An 18241-nucleotide genomic window follows, 5' to 3' on the forward strand; every position below is an offset into this window, starting at 1 on the left:
AAACTATAGCTCATCTGGCTTCGCCCTTTGGTGGCATTTTCTTTTTGAGGTACCACCACATGCCCATCAAGCTAAACATTAATGAATGTGAAGAATAGAGCGTTTCTGCAAAGCAAAGTCTATTCTTTTAAAGAAAGGCAAGTAAGTTCATCTAAAATCTCGCTGCACATAAAAAAACACCATCCTTTCCACGATATTACAGAAAGAATAGCGTTTTTTTCGTTTTGGGGCTAATGATTTGCCTTAACTTGATGCATGGCATGGAGTACCACCAGCATAAAGTGAATTTACAAGGTTAAGGAAATTCCAAAATAAAAAGCCCAAATGTGCAAGATTAGAGTATCTATTCAAATTGAATTAATTCCTGTAAAGGAATATTTCACTAAATTTTCAACATAAGCATCATCCAAATTTTCACCTATAACTAGCAATCTATAGAAAATTGGTCCGTAAATGAGGTCAATACTTAAATCGAGATCGAGATTTTCCCTCAATTCTCCTCGCTGAATCCCCCGTTCCAAAAGTTTCTTAGCCTCAAGCCGGCGAGGATGGAAGTATCTGGTCCGATATGCCTCCGCCAATCCTGAATCCATTTGCCCTTCACCAATCAGCTCCTTAATGATTTTACCTTCCCGACTGGTCAAAAACCGAGCTAAACTAGTGGCATGGATAAGTATGTCATTAAATACTGAACCTGTGTCGGGAACAGGCAGTCTTGCCGCCGCCGCAGCTAGAAAGCCGTCCATAACAACGTCTGCTTTGTTGGTCCACCATTTATATATGGTGGCTTTACTCACCCCTGCTCGCTCTGCAATTTTCTCTACAGTGACTGTTCCAAGGCCATTTTCCAACAATAAATCATATGAAGCAGAAAGGATAGACTTTTGCGTTTCAACATTACGTGGACGTCCTCTTTTGGCATTCATTCGAATCCTCCCCTTTTACAATAAAAACTATACGTTTAGTATACTAAATATTTAACAAAAAGAAAAATGGGTATTTACAAAACTATACGTTCAGTATATTATTGGGATATGAATTTATAAACTATACGTTCATTATTTAATTTGCGATGGCAGTACTGAATATTATTTGCCCTGCCACACAAATAAAAAATGAAAATGGGGGAGAATTACAATGAAAACGAATCAAATTATCGAGGATAAACGCATTTCAAGTTGGATTATGTTTCTGATAGCATCTGCATGTGGTCTTATCGTTGCTAATCTTTATTATGCGCAAACTCTGGTAGGACCTATCAGTGTCTCTATAGGTCTTTCTTCGGCAGCAACAGGATTAATTGTTACCTTAACACAAATCGGTTATGTTGTAGGGCTGCTGTTTATCGTACCGCTTAGTGACATTTTTGAAAATCGACGTCTCGTGGCAGTATCACTAATGGTTGTGGTATGTGCATTGCTTGCGGCAACTTTCGCCCGTAATGCGCTATCTTTCCTGATTGCGTCCCTGTTTATTGGACTGGGATCTGTGGTAGCCCAAATACTAGTTCCCTATGCCGCCAATTTAGCGTCTGAAGAACAGCGCGGTCGCGTGGTTGGAAACGTGATGAGTGGACTCTTACTTGGGATAATGTTTGCTAGGCCGCTGGCAAGCTTTATAACCAGCATTTGGGGCTGGCAAACAGTATTTGCTTTATCGGCAATTGTTATCGCTCTATTGACGGTTCTGTTGTCACGTATTCTCCCTGAGCGTAGACCTTCACCTACGATAAACTACGGTAAATTAATTATCTCTTTAGGCACCCTCTTAAAACAAACGCCTATATTACGCCGCCGGGGTTTTTATCAAGCTTGTTTATTTGGAGCTTTTAGCCTATTTTGGACTGTGGTTCCTTTACGATTGGTGGATGATTTCGGAATGTCCCAGCAAGGCATCGCTTTGTTTGCATTGGTAGGTATGGGAGGCGCGATAGCAGCACCTATAGCTGGAAGACTTGCGGATAAAGGTTGGACCCGTTTTTTGACCGGATTGGCAATGCTTATTGCCACCTTGTCGTTTTTGCTGTCATATATTTTTCAAGGCAACTCAACAACAGCTCTCATATTGCTCATTCTTGCCGCTATTATGCTGGATGCGGCCGTATCGGGAAATCTTGTACTTGGACAGCGGGAGATTTATTCATTGGGGAGTGAAGCAAGAGGGCGACTTAACGGGCTTTTCATGTCTATATTCTTCATAGGCGGTGCAATTGGCTCTTCTTTGGGCGGTTGGTCTTATGCCCATGGCGGTTGGAGTTTTACATCTATAATTGGAGTTGTTATGCCTCTTTTAGCCTTACTTTACTTTCTTACTGAAAAAAGAAGCACCTGCAAAGGACGTTGAAATCCTTGCAGATGAGCAGTAAAACTTCCAAAGGGGAGAGCACATTGCAAGCATAGAGAAGGTGATTATTTCAACTTTCCTCTGCTTATATTCAAGTTCAACTGCCAACACCATGCGGCTTTTCTTATGGTACTAATGGGGCAGCATTCCTGTATTAAGTGAAACATCGCTTATGGAAGAAAAGGGGCATTTAGCTTAATAAGGAAAGAGTGCTTTTCCAAATAAGAAAGCACTCTTTTACTTAGACTTTTATTTATTCAGTTTTATTACTTAGAACAATTGAGGATTCATTTGCCTCATGATTACTTGCTTCACCATGTCCTGGCCCAAATAGATTCAAGACTACAACTCCTATAAGAATTAATGTAATTCCAGCAACACTGGCAACATTAATTTTCTCTTTCCAAATTATAACCGAAATAAGTGTAGTAGCAACTATACCTATTCCAGACCAAAGAGCATAGGTAGTATTAAGTGGAATAGTCTTCATTGCCATTGATAAAAAGAAAAATGAGCCTATAAAAGCAATTATTACACCAATTGTAGGGTAGAGTTTCGAAAATCCTTCAGACGCTTTGAGCATAGAGGTTCCAATAAGTTCTCCTACTATAGCAAGCATTAAGTATAAGTAAGACATTTACTCTTCCTCCTTTATCATATTATTTAATTTATTAATAAAATTATTTTTAAGATTCGTGTCTAGTGAGCCTAACCCAAATATTTCCGAAAACCACATTCCATCTATTGCTAAACGGATTATTGTAACATTAATAGGGTCTACACCATCATTCATCAGTTTACCAAGTAAGATGTCATATTCCTTTTTGTACTCTTCTAGTAAACTTGGATTAGTAAACATTGCAGCTAGAAGAGCAGAAGAAAGACGTTTATCAAGATTTAAGTCAGAAAATGAGGCTTTGATGTAAGCACTAGTCCAATTACCAACTCCACTTTTAGTATTATTTTCAACTATTGTTTCTATGCTTTTAAAGTAACGGTAGGTCCAGTCTTGTACCATCCCTATAATTAATGCTTCCTTACTTGAATAGTGATAAAGTAAGCCACCTTTGCTAAGCCCAGCTTTTTTTGCAACAGCTTCTAATGTTAATTTTGCGACACCTTCTTCTTTAACAATATCAGCAGCAGCATTTAGTATAATTTTTTTTTTTATCTTCAGAATTTGAAATGGACATATAAAATCCTCCTTGATTACTCGTTATGACAATTATACCGTCCAGACGGTACAGTATTCAATAGATTAAATTATTATATTTTGCGTAATAAGAAGGCAGTTTGTGAAAGAATTCAATAAAGTATAGGGCGCCTTCGTTCAAGAAGAAAATAATAATCTTCAACAATCGGGTGCTTTAACGAATATCAAGCCTGTCATTTTGGCAGCTTTTTTGTTTAAGTTCATATTAGACAAACGGGACAGGATAGATAAAGAAGCTTTATAAATATTTATTTATGGAAATAATAGGATAACAATGGTGTAATGCAGAAATAAATAAATGGTCAAAAATTAAGGAGGTACAAAATGGACAAATTCAGTTTGTTTGGTAAATTTATGGTACGAGAAGGCGAACGAGACACAATGGTAAATATTTTGCTGGAAGCAGCAGAATCAATGAAAAATCTTGATGATTGTGAGATATATCTTGTAAATATATCTGAGAGTGAACCAAACTCTGTTTATGTTTATGAGGTTTGGAGTAATGAAAATGCCCATCAAGCCTCTCTAACTCTTGAAGCCACTCAAACATTAATAAGGCAAGCAAAACCAATCATTACTGGGATGGATAGAATCAGTACCCTAAAAACAAAAGGTGGAAAGGGCATTTCATCGATTTCTTATTAAACAAACGGGGGCTTTCCTTAAATAAAAGGGAAGCCTTTTTCTTATGATGCTATAGGGGCAGGTTTGTTTAATAAGCGAAAGAAGAATAATATTAATAAAAGATTTCTGATAAGGAGCAAATACTCTGTCTGTTTTACTATTTATAGTAAAGATATTACCGTCTGCTTCCGATTTATCTGTTAACCTTTATAAATTTTCATATCGTAACCTGTCCAAGGTAATAATTACAAAAAGGGTGTGCCAAACGGCACACCCTTTTTGTAATTCGGAGTAAAGATTTATAAGTGTTTTGAAGGACTCCTTTGTATTCTTTGCTCCTAGCTTTTAATATTATTTTTAACTTTTTTAAAAATATATTCGGTATTATTAAAAAAATTATTAGCTTTTTAGAGAAATCTCCTTCTATTAGTGTTTGTTTATAGAGGGAGGTTAGTTGAAAAAGAATTAAGTAGTGGATGTTATTTTTAGTTATTTCATTAAAAACACAATTCCTTGAAAAATGAGGAATATTTAATAGGGGATATTCTTTATGTAGGACCGAAGACTGAGGTCAATTTAAGACCTCAGGGGTGTAGAAAAAACAAATAAACATTGTTAATATTTACCTATAAATTAAATTTACAGTTGATGTCCATGGGAGTGAATATTTATTCAGATTAAATAAGGAAATACACCAAGAAACCTTCAATGAACTTAGAATTACTAAATCGAGTATTTCAAATATTTTTAAGGAGAATTGTTTATGTTTAAAAGATTTTTTATGGTTGTTTTAACTTTAATAATAGCCGTTGGGACAGTTTTACTAGTTGCAAAACATCCAACAGGTCCTAATACTATTTCATATGATGAACCAATAGTTTTGTGGATATCTATTGGAATCATCATAATACTTTTTTTACCACCTTTGATATTATCGCTATTTAGTAATCTTGTTGCGAGAGTGATATCGGCTGTGTATCAAGCATTTGTATTTATTTCATTTTTAGTAATTATACCAATCGGATTCTTTACCTCTAATAATATTGTGGTAAGTGTTATTGCAATTTTAGGAGCTTTAGTTAGTATAGGTAGTGTTGCTGTAACCTTAATAACTAAATCAAAAAGAGAAATCAATATTTGATTTTTTTAAACCACAAACGGGTGCGATTCAAGTATATAAATTGGACCTTTATTCTATATTTGGGAGTAAATTATGCAGCAACATAGTTTGATAAAAGTGATGGAGTATATTGTAAAAAAATGTACTTTAAGTAAAAGGGGTTTCCTTAAATAAAAGGGAAGCCCTTTTATTGTGTCGCTATAGGTGCAGGTTAGTTTAAAAAAGATTCCTAAATGCGATACAGAATGTCATTATCTTATTAGAGATGATAAAAGGAGAATTATGATGGCAACTATCCTATGACTTTTTAAAAATTTAAAATCCTTATTCCCCAAATGGGAGAAGTGTGTCATTTTTTAAAAGTATTAGGACGTGCTATATAACTGAATACTCATCTCTTTAAGTGCGTCCTCATTAAAAGGAGGATAAACATGAAGCCTTTAAATGGAAAGGTAGCTATAGTAACTGGAGCAAGTCGATCAACGGGTATCGGAGCAGCCATTTGTCTCTCTCTTGCAAAAGCAGGTGCGGATATATTCTTTACGCATTGGTCTAAATTTGATGAGAAAGAGGGAAATGGAATAGAAGTCGGTTTCCCGACCATGTTAAGTGAAAAGATAAAAAGTTTTGGGGTAAGATCAGAACATATATCATTAGAATTGAGCTTAGATGAATCTCCAACAAAACTGTTAGAAGCAGTTGAAGAAACTCTTGGAACAGCTTGTATTTTAGTTAATAATGCAACCTATGAATCTCCATCAAATTTTCGTGAATTGAATACAAAAATGTTGGATAAACATTATAAAGTAAATAATAGCGGTACCTTGATGTTATCAGTTGAGTTTGCTAAAAAATATGAAAAAGTATTTAGAACTAAAAAAGATGGCCGAATTATAAATCTTGTTTCTGGTGGACCTGATCCTAATAATTTGGCATATATTGCTACAAAAGGAATGATTATTGCGATAACTGAACCATTATCCGTAGCACTTGCGCCTATTGGAATTACGGTGAATTCCATTAATCCAGGGCCAACTGATTCAGGTTGGATAAATGAAGATATAAAGGACTATTTATTAGCCCAGTTTCCAACTGGTCGTCTTGGAAAACCCGAAGACGTAGCAAAAGTGATAACATTTATAGCTAGTGATGATTCTTATTGGTTAACTGGCCAAACCATACGGTGTGAAGGCGGATTTTTAGGTAAATAATTATTCGAGAAGAGATTGCTTCTATTAAGCAATCTCTTTATTGGAATAAATAATCAAAATTTGAAAACCCTTTCTTTTCGGTTGTTTATTTGGTAAAATTTACATTAGAGATGTAAAGAAAGGGGAATCTATATTATTCATGTGGAAAACTTTGAAATGATTAGTTAATTGGATAAAGACAAATGCGATTCTTTCCTATTAAGTAAGGATAGGTAGGTTTATTTGTCTATCAGTAATCATTCAAGGGATTCATATGGTGTGGACAATTAAATTCCCATTACCTAGACAGATACCTTTGTATATCTGTTTTTATTATGGGTAAAAATACATCTCTATTGACACAATGATTGAAATCCCTATATTTGTGGGGGGATTATTATGACAAATGAGTACGAAAAGGAAGAAGTGCTAACGGGTGGGAATATTTCAGACGTATATCGCTCTGGAAATACAGTTCGACGAGATATAAAGCCAGGTAGTGAAAAAATTCATAAGTTATTGAAGCATCTTGAAAACAAAGGTTTTGGTTATGCACCAAGGTTCTTAGGAATTGATGAGAAGAATAGAGAGATATTAACGTATATTGAGGGGGAAGCAGGTAATTATCCTCTGAAAAAATATATGTGGTCCGATAATGTATTAAAAGAAATAGCGAATATGCTCCGTCTTTATCATGATGCTGTAAGTGATTTCTCTTTATTAAATGAATGGGAACCAATGGATAATACTCCCGACAGTATAGAAGTTGTATGCCATAATGACTTTGCTGTATACAACATTATTTTTAAGGGTGAAAAACCAGTGGGTATCATTGATTTTGATGTTGCAGCTCCTGGTCCAAGACTTTGGGATATAGCTTATACTCTTTACACATGTGTTCCTTTAAGCAGACTTTGGCATACCGAGAAGGGTGAGGCTGTACATTATAATCCAGTTAAAGATGCTAATCGTATTAAACAAAGAGTTAAATTGTTTTTTGAATGCTATGATGTTGAAAATTTAGAAAAAGACTTTTTAGAAATGGTAATTCTACGAGTTGAAGGATTATGTAAATATATGATTAAAAGAGCAGGAGAAGGAGAGGTTGCTTTTCAAAAGATGCTGGATGAAGGCCAACTTGAGCACTATCAAAAGGAACTTCAATTTATTCATGAGCATGGAAAAGAGTGGGTTTAAAGTGCCAAAAGAATAAATCTTAAGTTAAGGGGTTGAAGTTGCAATTCTATTAGGTCAGCATTCCTGAATTAAAATGGTATAAAATATAGAGGTGAGTGCAGTGGACAGTTAATTTCTATTTGTTTTATATAAAAACCTTTTAAATTTTGAATAGAAAGGTGTACTTATTTATGAATACAAAGTTATTAATTGTAGAAGGACTAATTGGATTTGGTAAATCTACTACTGCAAATTTACTTTACGATATTCTAACTGAAAAAAATATAGAAGTTGAGTTGTTCCTTGAAGGAAATTTAGACCATCCTGCTGACTATGATGGTGTATCTTGTTTTACTAGGAAGGAATTCGATTTAATTTTAAAGAAAAGTGGAAATTTAGAAAAGATATTCAAAGATAAAGTAATGAAGAAGGGAGAAAATTATTTATTACCATATCGAAAAATAAAAAATGAACATGGCCAAGAGTTCTCTGATGAATTGTTAAACATGGTGTTTAAGAATGATCTATATGAATTACCGTTTGATAAAAACGTGGAATTAATTACTGAAAAATGGACTGATTTTGCAAAAATTGCGAAAAAAGACAATAAAGTTTATATCTTTGAATGTTGTTTTATACAAAATCCACTTACTATCGGAATGGTGAAATTTGGAGTTCAAAAAGAAAAAGTCATAAACTACGTAATGAGACTTGCTAAAATTATAGAGGCTTTAAATCCAATCTTAATATATATAGAACAAGATAACCTTGAATTTTCATTTAAGAAAGCATTAAAAGAAAGAACATCTGATTGGTCTACAGGAATTATTAATTATTACACTAACCAAGGCCATGGTAAAGAACATAAGCTTTCTGGTATAGAGGGAGCAATGAAAGTTCTTGAAGCTAGAAGAAATATAGAGTTAGAAATATTTGAAATGTTAAAAATGAAAAAAGTAAAAATGAATAATACTAAATACGAAATCGGCTCATATAGGTCAAGTTTAAAAGATAAATTAACATTACAAATTATGAATTAGCTATTTACCTAACTTGTGCGATGCCTTTTTAAGGCCTCGCTTTTATGTACACATCAAGTAACAGATTGTGAAGAAATGTACTTAAAGTAACGGAGGCTGTTAGTTGAATAAGAAGTCTAGGAATAATCAAACTTTATTATAAAAAATCTAACAAAGTTATTAATAGAAAAACCATTTTGAACAATCTTTATTCAAAATGGTTTTTTGGCAATATTATTTATGTTTAACAAAGTCCATTACGTAGCGAATGTATTTATCATCTCTTGCAAGCCATACGCCATAATTTCGGCGCAGGAAGATTTCTCCTTGTAGGAAGGTAGAGAAGGTTTGTGAAAGCTTTGTTTTTTTATGGTTAATTGCCCACTGGTTTTTGCTCACTTGATAAAGGAAGAATACCTCATCTTGTTTGTTTTCAAATAAAGTCCCAAGCGGAGAGTCTTTTTTATTGTATTCATTCTTTTTCGGGTCTTCTCTTAAAGGCTCTAACGCAAAGGTTTCTAAGCAATAATTTTGGTATGCTTTATCGGTTAAGTTGCAGCCGGATGCCTTTACATGACCTCCCCCGCCGTATACGCCCGCCACTTTTGATACATCTACATGATCATGAATTGTGCGGAATCCAAGTTTTTTTCCACCAATATTAACAATTGCTATGTAATCTAAATGAGGATATTCCTTGCCAAGCTCATTCCCCAATTCAGAATGGTATTGCTCTGCATAGACAACGCCTGCATACAAACCGTCTATTTCCTTTTGGACAAGTTCACGACGTTTCCGACGGATGTAACGGTCAATTTTCTTTTCTTCCATATCTAGAATCTGTGTTTCTAGCTCATCAAAGTAGAAATGATCACTTTCCTTTAATCGTGTAACCATTTTTTCCACAAATTCATCAAATGAAATAAGATAGAAAAGTGCATTTAAACGTTGTGCTTCTAAATTATTGTTTCTTTCCCAATCCCATGTATCATATTGTCTTACCAACTCCACGAATTCTGATATTGCTGGAGAGGGAGTCATGTATTCATGTTTTACAAGGTATTCATATAATAAAGACGTGGCACTAGTCAAGGTTCCATCCTCATCTTGAACAGACACAAATCCCCATTCAAAATCATTTAAATGAAGAGCTGTTTTATGATGGTCGATCAGTTGTACCTTGCCACCTTTTTTATAATAGTCATCTAATCGAATCGTATTTTCTTCATTGACAGAAAGATCGGTAATAAAGAGAAAAGTGTCTTCCGTTTTTTGATCTAAGAACTTTTCTACTTCTTGGTTGAGAAAAGATACGGAATTATAACGCACCTCTACGTCTTCTCCGAATGCGAGTTTTGCAATAATGCCGCAGCCAACTCCATCTAGGTCATTATGCGATAATAGTTTGTACATTTTTTTCACCCCTGCCCAATAGTATAATCTAATATGAAAAAAATAGAACCGATTACGGCTAATTTCTTTTTGAAAAACACATCCTTACAAAGAAAAAAGGTGTCTCAGATAGGTTGTGCACCATATGTGAGACAGCCTTTTTGAATGGTTATTTCAATCCAATGGATACTTTTTCGCCGTCTATTTGAAGTTCTTTCATTTCTGTTATTCTTTCGAAAAGAAGCTCCTGGAGAATAACTCCTTTATGAATAAGAGAATGATATTCCATAATCGTGTGTTGGAAAGTGATTGAACAGTCGATATATAAATCAATTTTCTTATCGACTGGCAAGTTCTTTTCTTTCCGCAAATCTTGGACGGAACGAATGAGTTCTCTAATGTTCCCCTCCTTTTTTAATGCTTCTGATATGGTTGTATCAAGCATTACGGTGAAATTCTTAGAGGAGGCCTCATGATATCCCGGTAGATTTGTCTTTCTTTGGAGAAGTATTTCTTCCCCTGTTAAGGTAATACATTCTTTACTTTCTAGTTGGAAAGTTAAATATCCTTTATTTCTAAATAAATTTATCTCTTCTTCTGTTGCAGCTTGTAATTTATCTTTTATAAATTTAACACTTTTTCCTAGTTTTGGCCCTGCCTTTTTAAAATCAAGCTTTAAAGAATATTGAACATAATCTTCTTGTGAATCTATCCAGTTAATCCTTTTCACATTTAGTTCTTCTTTTATGATAGATTCAAACTGTAAAAAATCAGTATTCTGGTTACTATTGTTCGAGAAAATCAATAATGTAGCCAAAGGTTGTTTGGTTTTTATTTGAAACCGATGACGAAGATTTCTTCCAAGCTCAACCACTTCTTTTACTTTCTCCATTTGTTCTTCTAATTGCTTATTCACCCTTTCAGAGTTTTTGGAAGGAAAGTTAGTTAAATGAACGCTTTTCCCTGTTAAGGCAAGATGAATACTTTCAGATGTAAAGGGAATAAAGGAAGCTAACAACTGTGATGAATGAATTAACACACTATATAAGGTTTGAAAAGCAGAAAGTTTGTCATCTGACATTCCCCTACTCCAAAATCGCTCGCGATTTCTGCGAATATACCAATTACTTATATCATCCATTAATGCAGCGATTTTTCTGGCGGCATTGGTTAATTGATATTGTTCCATCTCCGTTTGGACAATCATCGAAGTCGTTTCTAAGCGAGAAAGAATCCAGCGATCCATAATTGGGAGGTTATTAGCTCTTGGTAAATTCGGATCAAAATGATCTATTTCAGCGTATATGGAATAGAAATGAAATAAACTTAAAAATGTATCAATAATTTTTGATTTTGCCTCTTGGACATTTTTTTCTGAGAATCTCTTTTGATTCCATGGAGCACTGTCTGCCACAAGCGCCCACCGTAGTGCATCTGCGCCATATGTTTGGATAAGCTCAACAGGGTCTAATGCATTGCCTTTGCTTTTAGACATTTTTTGTCCTTGTTCATCTAGTACATGCCCTGTTGCTACCACATTTTTATATGGTGCTTTGCCGGAATAAAGGACGGAAACAGCTAACAGCGAATAAAACCATCCTCTTGTTTGATCGATTCCTTCCACAACTACATCTGCAGGGAATTGCTGTTGAAATATGCCGTTATTCTCAAAAGGTGTATGATATTGGGCAAATGGCATGGAGCCACTATCAAACCATACGTCGATCACTTCTGGTGTTCGATGCATTTCCCCACTGCATGAGGGGCAAGTTAAGATTAGTTCATCTACATACGGTTTGTGCAATTCTAAATGATCAAAAGGAATCTTCGTATATTTTTTTAGCTGTGCTATGCTTTTAGGAGCTATTTCTGTTTGGCAGCAAGTACATTGCCATACGTTTAGTGGAGTTCCCCAATAGCGGTTTCGGCTTATATTCCAATCGACTAATCCCTCAAGGAAATTTCCAAAACGGCCATCTTTTATATGCTCAGGATACCAGTTTACCTCTTGATTTTTCGCGATCAGCATTTCCTTTGCTGCGGTTGTTTTGATAAACCAGCTTTCTGTTGCGTAATACAAAAGGGGTGTGTCACAGCGCCAGCAATGAGGGTAAGAATGTTCATATTTTTCTTTATGGAATAACAGTCCCTTTTGATGAAGCATTTTGATTATCTCGACATCCGTTTTTCCATCTTTTACAAAGGTGCCTGCTAAAGGGGTAATGGCTTCTTTATATCTTCCTCTTTCATCCACCACATGGACAAAAGAAAGGTCGTTCGCTTGCACAAGATGATAATCATCTTCGCCATAAGCTGGGGCAATATGGACAATTCCAGTTCCACTGTCACTTGTGACGAAATCACCATGATGAATAGTATGACCTTTCTCCACTTGCACGTAAGAAAATGGTGCTATATAGGAAAGTCCGAGTAAGTCTTCCCCTTTTAATTGTTCGATCACTTCTCCCTCTGTACCAAATACTGCCTGTAATCTATTTTTAGCGATGATAAATACATCGTCCTCCATTTTAACCTTTACATAGTCCAGGTCTTTATGAACTGCTAATGCAACATTTGCTGGTAATGTCCACGGAGTTGTTGTCCAGCCTAGTACATATTCATTCTCCTTTGAAGCAAGCTTGAATTTGACGGTAGCACTTAAATCTTTTACATCTTTATAACCTTGAGCCACCTCATGTGAGCTTAAGGAGGTCTGACAGCTAGGGCAATATGGAGAAACACGATGCCCTTTATACAGCCAGCCCTTCTCATGAATGGAACCAAGGATATTCCAAACAGATTCAATATAATCATTACTCATGGTCATATAAGGATCATCCATATCAACCCAATAGCCTAGTTCTTTTGTAAATGTGCGCCATTGTTGTTCATAGGAGAATACGCTAGCTTTACATTGTTCAATAAAAGGAATCACGCCATACTCTTCGATTTCTTGTTTTCCGGAAATACCGAGTGCCCTTTCTACGCCTAATTCCACTGGTAGCCCGTGCGTATCCCAGCCCGCTTTGCGAATGACTTGTTTGCCGTTCATTGTTTGAAATCTGGCGATGATATCCTTGATCGTTCTACCTAACGCATGCCCGACATGTGGAAGTCCATTGGCTGTTGGCGGTCCTTCATAAAATACAAAGGGTTCTTTATTTTCGCGCTGTTCAATTGATTTTTGAAAAATTTGCTTTTCTTCCCAAAAAGCGAGAATTCTTTCTTCGCGGCCTCTGTCTGTTTCTTTTGGTGTTTCCATCCATATCCCTCCATATTAATCAGTAAACATTCCAGTATAGAAAGATATTTTCCGGAAATAAAAAACACCCGTCCCTATGTAGGGACGAGTGTATTATTTATAACCCGCGTTACCACCCAAATTCTGCTTGGCAAAAGCAAACAGCGCTTAGTCAACGTACTATCATACGTGTTCCCTTTAACGGTGGAAATCCGTCAAGACTTACTAACTGCTCGGGTTCTGCCTTGCATCTCAGAGATGATTTTTCCGGTTTGCTTTCCTTACTGGCTTCCACCATACCCAGCTCGCTAAAAGGAATACAAAACGTACTTTTTCTCTTCATCGATTTCTATGAATTGGAATGTTTTGTATAGGATAGCACTTTTAAATGGGAAACTCAAGAGACGGTAACCTAATTTAAGATAAAAAAATAAAACATAGTGGGAGAAATACAGCCACAAAACTGTCATAGTATCGAGACTGGGATTTTGTTAGAATGATAGGTAGTGATTGAATAGGTTTGAAAGGGAGTAGAGACATGAAGAAAGTATTAAATATAGCTTTTTTTTATGCGATTTTAGGATTGGTTAGTGGTGTTTACTATAGAGAATTTACGAAAATGAGAGATTTTACAGGTGAGACCCAGCTCTCCGTGGTGCATACTCATTCGTTTGCTTTAGGAATGATGATTATGTTAATCGTCTATCTATTCTGTTATACAATGAAAATCCATACACTCAAAAACTTTGATGTATTCTTTTATTTTTACAATATTGGAGTGCTTTCTACTATTACGCTAATGATTATTAGAGGAACGCTGCAAGTGCTTGAGTTTGATTTATCAAGTGGGTTAGATTCTGCTATTTCGGGAATCGCGGGCCTAGGTCATATTGCCGTTACCATCGGATTAGTGCTGTTTTTTCTTTTGTTGAAAAAAAACCACCACGAAAATATTCGGACGAAGTAGACAAGAGCGTTTTTTCGAAGCTTATTGAGAGCAGCAGCTTCGGAAAAACGCTAGATTAATTTAATTTGCCGGCTTGTTTAGGATGTCATTTCTATAATGGGATAGCGCAAGTAATGGAAAAATATGATTATAACTATGATAGTAAATATAGAATTGAGTAGGTAAGCCGATTCCTGTTGGATAAGTAATGGCATGGTTCTCCCTTTTTTCTTCTAATAAATATTGTATGCCCCTTTTTACTTCACTGCTTGCTCCTTCTCCTGCTGCGATTAAAGCATCGACAGCCCAAGCTGTTTGTGATTCCGTGCTAAACGGTAGCGGCACATACGTTAGTTTTTCACAGCTTTGACAGGATTCTCCCCATCCGCCATTTGAATGTTGAATTCTCTTCAGCCAAGTGACTGCCTTTTTGATTGTTGGATGATTTAAAGACATACCAACAGCTGTTAAACCTGTAAGGGCAGCCCATGTACCGTAAATATAACAGACCCCCCATCTGCCATACCAAGAGCCATTTTTCACTTGATTATCGATTAACCAGTCTACAGCCAGTTTTATATGAGGATGTGTATAACGCAGATGTGCAAAATTACCTAAGTATTCTAGAACTCTTCCTGTTAAGTCAGCGGTAGATGGATCTACTGCTGCATCTTTGGCGTTTTCAATAGGAACGAGTTTGAGTATTTCCCAATCCGTATTTTTTTCAAAGGCGCCCCACCCGCCATCTCTGTTTTGCATGGACAGCAAATAGTTTGTGCCCTTTAGCCAAGCTTGATGAACAGTTGGATTTTTTGCAGTAGCGGCGGTTAAGGCACGTAGAACAGCTGAGGTATCATCATTATCTGGATTATTAGTGTTGATGTCAGAAAATCCCCATCCGCCGGGTTCTGCACGAGGATTATGAACCTGCCAATCACCTTTTTTTGTATGTTGTTTTGTTAGAAGATATTTCGTTGCTTTTTTTAACGGAATAGATTCTGAAGACATGCCCGCTTGTTGTAATGTATAGCTAATTAACCCTGTATCCCAAACGGTGCTGGTAGAATTTTCTAGGTGGCTGATTTCCCCTCTTTTATCAATAAGAGAGGAGAGACCAGAAACTGCTTTGTTAATAACAGGTGAGTCTTTCTTATAGCCAAGGGCAAGCAGGGCATAGATCATAAAGAAAGTGGCACTGGCATAACTGTAAAGCGTTCCATCTTCTTCAAGTCGATCCAGCATATATTTTTCACCATATTGAAACCCTAAATGGTGAAGATAGGCTGGGAATTTGCCGATTCTTTTCATTTCTTTCCACAGGAAGGTAAGGGGTGACCGCTCATTTTCTAGGTATTCGTAAGAGGGATAAAGAGCCATATCTCTTACAAATAAATCATCTAGCTTTGCTTTTGGCTGAAGGGTAAATTTTTTATTGGATGCTATTAACATAGGAATGAAGTGAATCCGGGCATAGGCACTGAATTGGTAGAAGTTAATAGGCTGAAACGTTGGCATCAATAAAAATGTCATCGGAATGTATATCATATGGGACCATGGGTATAAACCATTGACGGAAAGCATCCATTTTATCATAAAATGAGCTTTCGCTAAACCGCCATTTTTTATAATAAATGATCTTGCCTTCTTCATCTGCTTATCGTCTTTCGTATAATGGCCAGAGTATAGAAGGGCAGTATATGCAATAATGGTTGCTGATAAATGACCATTTGGCTCATCCCGATATGCCTTCCAATACCCTTCTTTCTCCTGGGTTGTACGCAGTGTTTTAGTCAAAAGACGGATGTTTTCTTCTTCGGTTTCGATATTTAAAGCTCTAATCGTAATGATATAAAAAGCATCTGTCATTAAGCTGCCTTGAAAACGGAATCGAAAAGATCCATCTCGCTGTTGATGTTCAACAAGTTTCTTTATCCGTCTATGTTGCTCTTTTTCAACTATTTCGATAATTGTATTCAATAAAGTCACCTCAACTTTAAGATCGTATTAGTAAACTTTATGCATCAAAAGGAAAATCATATTCAGAAATATTTATATTTTCTTTTTTTAGTGGTTGAAATTGAAAAGATAGAGGACTATAATAAAACATAATTTAATGGAGCGAACATGTTGAGCAGAAGGAGTAGCCTAAGTAACTTTTTCAAAAGAGAGCAGTCGGCAGCTGAAAAGATTGTGTAAAAGCCTTTGGTGAAGACATCTGTGAGTGTTACTTTGAACATTGTATAAACAATTAGTAGGGGTAACCGGCCATCACCGTTATGATACAAGTGGTTTTTTTTAAAGAACAATTTGGGTGGTACCGCGGATAATCCGTCCCTTTTATAGGGGCGGTTTTTTGTTGTTTTTTTTCTAAATTACAAGATAAGCATCATGACCGTTTTCTGCTATCGTTTTTTGTTTCAAATATACAGAGCAAGAAGATAGAGCTTTTCTTATAAGGAGGTGAGTACCATGGATGATGATGATGATAACGATATGAATCAAAAAAAATTACTGATTTTAGGAGGAACAACGATATGGAATCTTCAAAAAGGGTACTCATCTCTGAATGCGAACAGTATGTTGGAAAGGAAGTAGTATTAAAGGGCTGGGTAAAGAAAATCCGTCAGCTCGGAAAAGTTGGTTTCTTGTTATTGAGAGATCGCACGGGAACGATTCAATGTGTCCTTGAGCAAGAGCAGAATCAACTGAAGATAGAGACAGAAAGTGTTGTTCGGGTGGCTGGAGTTCTTGTTGATACGGAAAAAACAGCAAATGGAGTAGAGCTTCAAGTAAGGGAATTAACGATTCTAGCGGAAGCTGGCCCGTTGCCATTCGAAATTAATAAGAACCAAGTAAAGGTAGGATTAGATCATGTATTAAACCACCGAGTTCTATCATTAAGACATGAGGAAATAAATGCAATTTTTACGATTCAATCTATGTTTGTAAAAGGTTTTACAGAGTTCCTAACTACCGAAGGCTTTACGCGAATTTTTACACCGAAAATTGTTTCACAGGGAGCAGAAGGCGGGGCTAATGTTTTTACCTTTAACTATTTTGAGAAGCATGCTTATTTAGCGCAATCCCCTCAATTTTATAAACAAATGATGGTGGGCGCTGGGTTTGAACGAGTGTTTGAAATTGCACCTGTATATAGGGCAGAAGAGCATAATTCATCTAGACACTTAAATGAATATATTTCCCTAGATGTTGAAATCGGTTTTATTGACAACGTGGAAGAAGTAATGGAGATCGAAAGGCAGGTTCTTCAATATACTTTCCAGTATGTAAAGGAGCATTGTCCAAACCAGTTAGATTTATTAAAGGTCGAAATACCGGAATTGAATAATATACCAAAAATGACATTAGAGGAGGCACAGCAGCTATTAAAGGATAAGTATCAGAAGAGCTCTCCTGAAGGGGATTTAAATACAGAAGGAGAAAAATATATTGGAAGGTATATAAAAGATAAGTATGGAAGCGATTTTGTATTTATAACAAACTATCCAAGAACTACGAGACCAATGTATACAATGCCAAATAAAGAAAATCCAGCTTTAACTGATTCCTTTGACCTTTTATATAAAGGCAGTGAAATTACTTCAGGTGGACAGAGGATTCATTGTCAAACGGAACTGATAGAGTCTTTTAAGGAGAAAGGACTAAATCCAAGTGAGTTTACAGCCTATATCGATTCCTTCGCTTATGGAATGCCACCACACGGAGGATTTGGAATTGGCTTAGAACGTATCATCATGAAGTTTCTAAATTTAGGAAACATCCGCGAAGCAAGTGCTTTTCCAAGAGACTGTGATAGACTTATTCCTTAGAAGGAGATTGTAGAACTAGTACTAGACGTAAATAAAATTTGCTCTTTACTCGTACATTCGTTGATTGATTTGGAAATATTTTACGTCCCAAATAGAACGACATTACGAATAGGGGCAAATCTTATTTACAAGGGTAAATGAGAAAAG

Annotated in this window: 14 protein-coding genes, 1 pseudogene and 2 other annotated features; of the genes and pseudogenes, 8 read left to right on the forward strand and 7 right to left on the reverse strand. The window is 35.9% G+C overall.

Annotated features, from left to right (window positions below; translation table 11 throughout):
* Positions 1-347: 347 nt before the first annotated feature.
* Positions 348-926: a TetR/AcrR family transcriptional regulator gene (locus C2I06_RS20355; protein ID WP_123258745.1), complete on the reverse strand. Its 579-nt coding sequence runs from the start codon at positions 924-926 to the stop codon at positions 348-350.
* 211 nt (positions 927-1137) lie between these two features.
* Between C2I06_RS20355 and C2I06_RS20360 the strand changes: the two genes are divergently transcribed.
* Positions 1138-2343: an MFS transporter gene (locus C2I06_RS20360; protein ID WP_095331231.1), complete on the forward strand. Its 1206-nt coding sequence runs from the start codon at positions 1138-1140 to the stop codon at positions 2341-2343.
* A 253-nt stretch (positions 2344-2596) separates the two neighbouring features.
* On the opposite strand, the gene emrC is transcribed toward C2I06_RS20360, so the two are convergent.
* The 3 genes and pseudogenes from emrC to C2I06_RS25880 all read right to left on the reverse strand — a co-directional run.
* Entirely contained in the window at positions 2597-2980 is a 384-nt protein-coding gene (emrC, locus tag C2I06_RS20365; RefSeq protein WP_095331230.1) for a multidrug efflux transporter outer membrane subunit EmrC, read from the reverse strand.
* Positions 2981-3361 (reverse strand): hypothetical protein, encoded by a 381-nt coding sequence (locus C2I06_RS20370; RefSeq protein ID WP_249928245.1) that lies wholly within the window; start codon positions 3359-3361, stop codon positions 2981-2983.
* A gap of 66 nt (positions 3362-3427) precedes the next feature.
* Positions 3428-3553 (reverse strand): annotated as a pseudogene (locus tag C2I06_RS25880) (hypothetical protein); the annotation flags it as partial.
* 327 nt (positions 3554-3880) lie between these two features.
* Here C2I06_RS25880 and C2I06_RS20375 point away from each other — a divergent pair.
* The 5 genes from C2I06_RS20375 (at position 3881) to C2I06_RS20395 (ending at position 8706) form a co-directional block, all read left to right on the forward strand.
* A complete protein-coding gene (locus tag C2I06_RS20375) occupies positions 3881-4201 on the forward strand; it encodes a putative quinol monooxygenase (RefSeq protein WP_095258713.1) in 321 nt (106 codons plus the stop codon).
* A 742-nt stretch (positions 4202-4943) separates the two neighbouring features.
* Positions 4944-5321 carry a hypothetical protein gene (locus tag C2I06_RS20380; protein ID WP_095331226.1) on the forward strand — a complete coding sequence of 126 codons (378 nt, stop codon included), beginning with the start codon at positions 4944-4946 and terminating at the stop codon, positions 5319-5321.
* Positions 5322-5731: 410 nt separating this feature from the next.
* Complete coding sequence (locus C2I06_RS20385; RefSeq protein WP_123258747.1) at positions 5732-6511, forward strand: SDR family oxidoreductase; 780 nt, start codon at positions 5732-5734, stop codon at positions 6509-6511.
* A gap of 378 nt (positions 6512-6889) precedes the next feature.
* Complete coding sequence (locus C2I06_RS20390) at positions 6890-7687, forward strand: phosphotransferase (RefSeq protein ID WP_095331222.1); 798 nt, start codon at positions 6890-6892, stop codon at positions 7685-7687.
* A gap of 170 nt (positions 7688-7857) precedes the next feature.
* Positions 7858-8706, forward strand: coding sequence for a P-loop NTPase family protein (locus C2I06_RS20395; protein ID WP_095331220.1), 849 nt, complete (start codon positions 7858-7860; stop codon positions 8704-8706).
* Positions 8707-8919: 213 nt separating this feature from the next.
* On the opposite strand, the gene C2I06_RS20400 is transcribed toward C2I06_RS20395, so the two are convergent.
* Together C2I06_RS20400 and ileS are read right to left on the reverse strand one after the other, a co-directional pair.
* The gene (locus C2I06_RS20400; protein WP_123258748.1) at positions 8920-10098 is read right to left on the reverse strand and encodes a DHH family phosphoesterase; all 1179 of its coding nucleotides are present in this window, start codon (positions 10096-10098) and stop codon (positions 8920-8922) included.
* A gap of 148 nt (positions 10099-10246) precedes the next feature.
* Positions 10247-13339 (reverse strand): isoleucine--tRNA ligase, encoded by a 3093-nt coding sequence (ileS, locus tag C2I06_RS20405; RefSeq protein WP_123258749.1) that lies wholly within the window; start codon positions 13337-13339, stop codon positions 10247-10249.
* A 77-nt stretch (positions 13340-13416) separates the two neighbouring features.
* Positions 13417-13670: a binding site (T-box leader), on the reverse strand.
* A gap of 186 nt (positions 13671-13856) precedes the next feature.
* On the opposite strand from ileS, the gene C2I06_RS20410 reads away from it, so the two are divergent.
* On the forward strand, positions 13857-14285 hold the full coding sequence (locus C2I06_RS20410) for a DUF2871 domain-containing protein (protein ID WP_047944678.1): 429 nt from the start codon (positions 13857-13859) through the stop codon (positions 14283-14285).
* A gap of 60 nt (positions 14286-14345) precedes the next feature.
* On the opposite strand, the gene shc is transcribed toward C2I06_RS20410, so the two are convergent.
* A complete protein-coding gene (shc, locus tag C2I06_RS20415) occupies positions 14346-16241 on the reverse strand; it encodes a squalene--hopene cyclase (protein ID WP_123258750.1) in 1896 nt (631 codons plus the stop codon).
* 141 nt (positions 16242-16382) lie between these two features.
* Positions 16383-16603, forward strand: a binding site (T-box leader).
* Positions 16604-16798: 195 nt separating this feature from the next.
* Here shc and aspS point away from each other — a divergent pair.
* A complete protein-coding gene (aspS, locus tag C2I06_RS20420) occupies positions 16799-18094 on the forward strand; it encodes an aspartate--tRNA(Asn) ligase (RefSeq protein ID WP_095331214.1) in 1296 nt (431 codons plus the stop codon).
* Positions 18095-18241: the final 147 nt, after the last annotated feature.

This window comes from Niallia circulans (assembly GCF_003726095.1).
GTDB classification, from domain to species: Bacteria; Bacillota; Bacilli; order Bacillales; family Cytobacillaceae; genus Niallia; species Niallia circulans_A.